This window comes from Mycobacterium simulans, assembly GCF_900232995.1.
Classification (GTDB): Bacteria; Actinomycetota; Actinomycetes; order Mycobacteriales; family Mycobacteriaceae; genus Mycobacterium; species Mycobacterium simulans.
The window spans coordinates 1-3,667 of the sequence record NZ_OCVX01000036.1; the positions used below are offsets into that span (position 1 = coordinate 1).

The 3,667-nt window shown below is 64.3% G+C and carries 1 protein-coding gene and 1 pseudogene; one reads left to right on the top strand and one right to left on the bottom strand.

Translation table 11 applies throughout. The features are described from left to right. The coding region (locus tag MSIMFI_RS26690) for an SDR family NAD(P)-dependent oxidoreductase (protein WP_191499937.1) at positions 1 to 3,590 on the top strand (3,590 nt) is incomplete at its 5' end. A gap of 4 nt (positions 3,591 to 3,594) precedes the next feature. Here the strand turns inward: MSIMFI_RS26690 and MSIMFI_RS30105 are convergent. Further along, a pseudogene (locus MSIMFI_RS30105) lies at positions 3,595 to 3,645 on the bottom strand (hypothetical protein); the annotation flags it as partial. Between the last annotated feature and the right edge of the window lie 22 nt (positions 3,646 to 3,667).

Consider the following 3,667-nt stretch of genomic DNA (forward strand, 5'->3'; position numbering starts at 1 on the left):
CCATCACCACCCTGACCACCCAAAGCCCCCACACCTTCATCGAACTATCCCCACACCCCGTACTAGCCCCCGCACTCACCGACACCCTGACCCACGACACCCAACACCCCGGATCCGCGGTCATCACGACGTTGCATCGCGACCTTGCTGACCTTGATGCCCTAGCTACCGCTATGGCGCGGCTGCATAGTCATGGCCATAGCCCGGCCTGGGCCAGCTTGTATCCGGGTGCGCAGATCGTGGGGTTGCCCACCTATGCCTTCCAGCACCGCTCCTTCTGGTTGGCGGGGTCGGGGGGTGTGGACGTCGGTGCTGCGGGGCTGGAGCAGCCTGATCATCCTTTGTTGGGTGCGGTGACGGATTTGGCTGATCAGGACCAGATTGTGTTGACGGGGCGGTTGTCGGCTGTCACGCATGGTTGGTTGGCTGGTCATCGGGTTGATGACACTGTGGTGTTTCCTGGGACGGGTTACATCGAGTTGTTGTTGCAGGCTGGCGAGTATGCCCAGTGTCCGGTGATTGATGAGCTGGTTTTGCATACCCCGTTGGCGCTGGATGACCGCACGCCTACTGATGTGCAGATCACGGTGCAGGCTATGGAGGATAACGGGCGGCGCCCGTTTAGCTTGTACTCGCGGCCCAGCGGCATGCATGGTTCTCCGGCCTGGACGTTGCATGCCAGCGGGGCTCTCAGTGCTGATGCGGCGGTGGTGTCTGAGGGGTGGTCCACGCCTTGGGGTGTGGATCCGATTGACGTGGATGGCTTTTATCAAGATCTGGCGGAAGAAGGCTTTCACTACGAGTCCGCGTTCCGGTCGGTGCGGGGAATCGGTCGGCCTCCCACCCTGCCCGATACGGTTTATGCAGAGGTGGTCTTACCGGCCGACACTGATATCACTGGTTACGGTATTCACCCCGCGCTGCTGGATGCCGCTTTGCACCCGTTGGCGGCGGCGTTTTACGACACCGAGCACAGCGGTGACCCGGTTATACCGCGGCTTCCGTTCGCGTTTGCTGGGGTGACATTGCACGCGGTCGGGGCCAGCCGATTGCAGGTGAGCCTGACTTCCACTGGGGCCGATACCTTTACGCTGCATGCCACCGACCCGGCCGGTAGTCCGGTCATCACCATTGACACATTGACGCTGCGGGCCCGGCCTGATCAGATCGGCGCGGCTGCCCAGGCCGCGTTACGGGACAGCTTGTTCGAGCTGAATTGGCCGTGTCTGGCTGAGGATGCGTTTGCGGTGGCCGCGCCTTCATCGGGGTGGACGATTGTTACCGAGGATGCTGATCGGTTGCCGGCCAGCTTGGGTGACGGCGCCGTGCATGCCGAGTTGGCCCACGTTGAGCTGGCTCGAAGCGATCTGGTGGTCTGGGCGGTGCCAGTGCCAGGCCCCGCTGAGGTTGATGACCTCGGGCGGGTCCATACGCTGACTGAGCGTGTTGTTACCCAGCTGCAGGACTGGCTGATCCGTCCTGAGACTCTCGATACCCACTTGGTGGTCATTACCAGCCCCGCGGTGAGCGTCGACGTCTATGACCGTGCACCCGATCTGGCCCACGCTGCGGTGTGGGCGTTGATCCATACCGCCCAAAACGAGCATCCGGGCCGCATCACTGTCCTCGATGTCGATGCCACTGCGGCCAGCGACCAGACCCTGATCAATGTTTTAGCCGCGGCGGCCACTTCGACTTCGGCACCCGCGGGTGAACCCCAGCTGGCGCTACGCCGCGGCATCGTGCACACACCGCGGCTGATCCCGTCGTTGGCCTTGGCCCCACCACGAGCCCCGAGCTGGCAATTGAGTACCACCGGCAAGGGTTTACCCGGCCTGGCCCTGGTGCCCACCGAACCGGTCTCGGTGTTGGCCCCCGGACAAATCCGTGTCGCCATCCGCGCTGCCGGGCTGAATTTCCGTGATGTCGATGCCGCGTTAGGAGCCAGTCCCGATAACGGGATAGGTCGCGAAGGCGCCGGTGTGGTCATCGAAACCGCCCCCGACGTGACCACCGTGGCTCCCGGTGATGCCGTCATGGGTCTGTTCCCCAACAACGCTTTCGCACCCACCGCCATCACCGACCACCGAATGGTGGCAGGGGTCCCGGCGGGCTGGTCGTTTGCCCAGGCCGCCTCCGTACCGGTCGCTTTCCTGACCGCCTACACCGCCCTGGTCGAGCACGCCGACCTCCGCGCCGGACAACGAGTGCTCATTCACTCCGCCACCGGCGGGGTGGGTCCAGCCGCCATCCCAATCGCCCAGCACCTCGGCGCGGACATCTTTGCCACCGCCAGCCCGCATAAACACCCGGTTCTTACCGAGCTAGGAATCCCCGACCAGCACATCGCCTCATCACGCACCCCCGATTTCGTCCACGCCTTCGACCACACCACCAACGGACACGGCATGGACGTCGTCCTCAACAGCCTTCGCGGAGACCTCGTCGATGGCTCACTCCAACTGCTCTCCCACGGCGGGTGTTTCCTCGAAATCGGCGCCACCGACATCCGGCTCGCCAGCGACCTCAACGCCGCCCACCCCACAGTTGACTACCAGGTCTACGACTTAGCCACCACACCTGCGGACCGTCTTGGTCGAACGTGGAACGCCTTGAGCGAGCTGTTCAGCAGCGGGGCACTTCGGCCCTTGCCCACCACCAGCTATGGCCTGGTTCAGGCCCGCCAAGCTTTCAGCGACATGAGTCAAGCACGGCATACCGGAAAAATTGTGTTGACCCCGCCCACCGTATTCAGCTCCCAGGGCACCGTGTTGATCACCGGCGGCACTGGGATGCTGGGCCAACTATTCGCCGAACACCTGATCACCCACTACGGTGTGCGCCATCTATTGCTGGCCTCGCGCAGCGGCCCCCAGGCCCCTGGCGGCACCCAACTGCACCAGCACCTCACCGGCCTCGGCGCCCAGGTCACCATCACTGCGTGCGATACCAGCAACCCCACTGAACTCGCCGCGCTGCTAGCCAATATCCCGTCCCAACACCGGCTCACCGCCGTCATTCATACCGCTGGTGTTCTCGAAGACGCCGTCATCACCGAAGTGACCCCCCACCAACTCGACACCGTTTTTGCCGCTAAAGCCGACAGCGCCTGGCACCTGCATCAACTCACCGCCGATCAAGACCTCGACACCTTCGTCATGTTCTCCTCGGCGGCTGCCGTGCTGGGCGCTCCCGGGCAAGGCGCCTATGCAGCCGCCAATGCCTTCCTCGACGCCTTAGCCCAACAACGTCACCGCCACCACCAGCCCACCACCAGCCTGGCCTGGGGCTACTGGCAAACCCCCAGCGGCATGACCGCCCACCTGTCCTCCCTCGACCACTCCCGGATGGCCCGCGACGGACTCACCCCCATCCCCACTGACCACGGCCTAGCCGTGTTCGGCGCCGCCTTGACCCACCGCAAGCCGAACCTGATCCCCACCCCGCTCAACAAACGAACATTGGCCCAGCAAGCACGGCAAAACACCCTGCCGCCTTTGCTGTCCAGCCTGACCACCACCCGCCGCCAAGCCAACACCACCAGCCCCGATCGGTCGGGAAGCCTCCGACCGCGTCGGTGCCGCTGCTGACCAACTCCCACAACGCTTGGGGGGAATCCGCCCCGCCGGGTAACCGGCAGGCCATGCCCACGACGGCGATGGGTTCC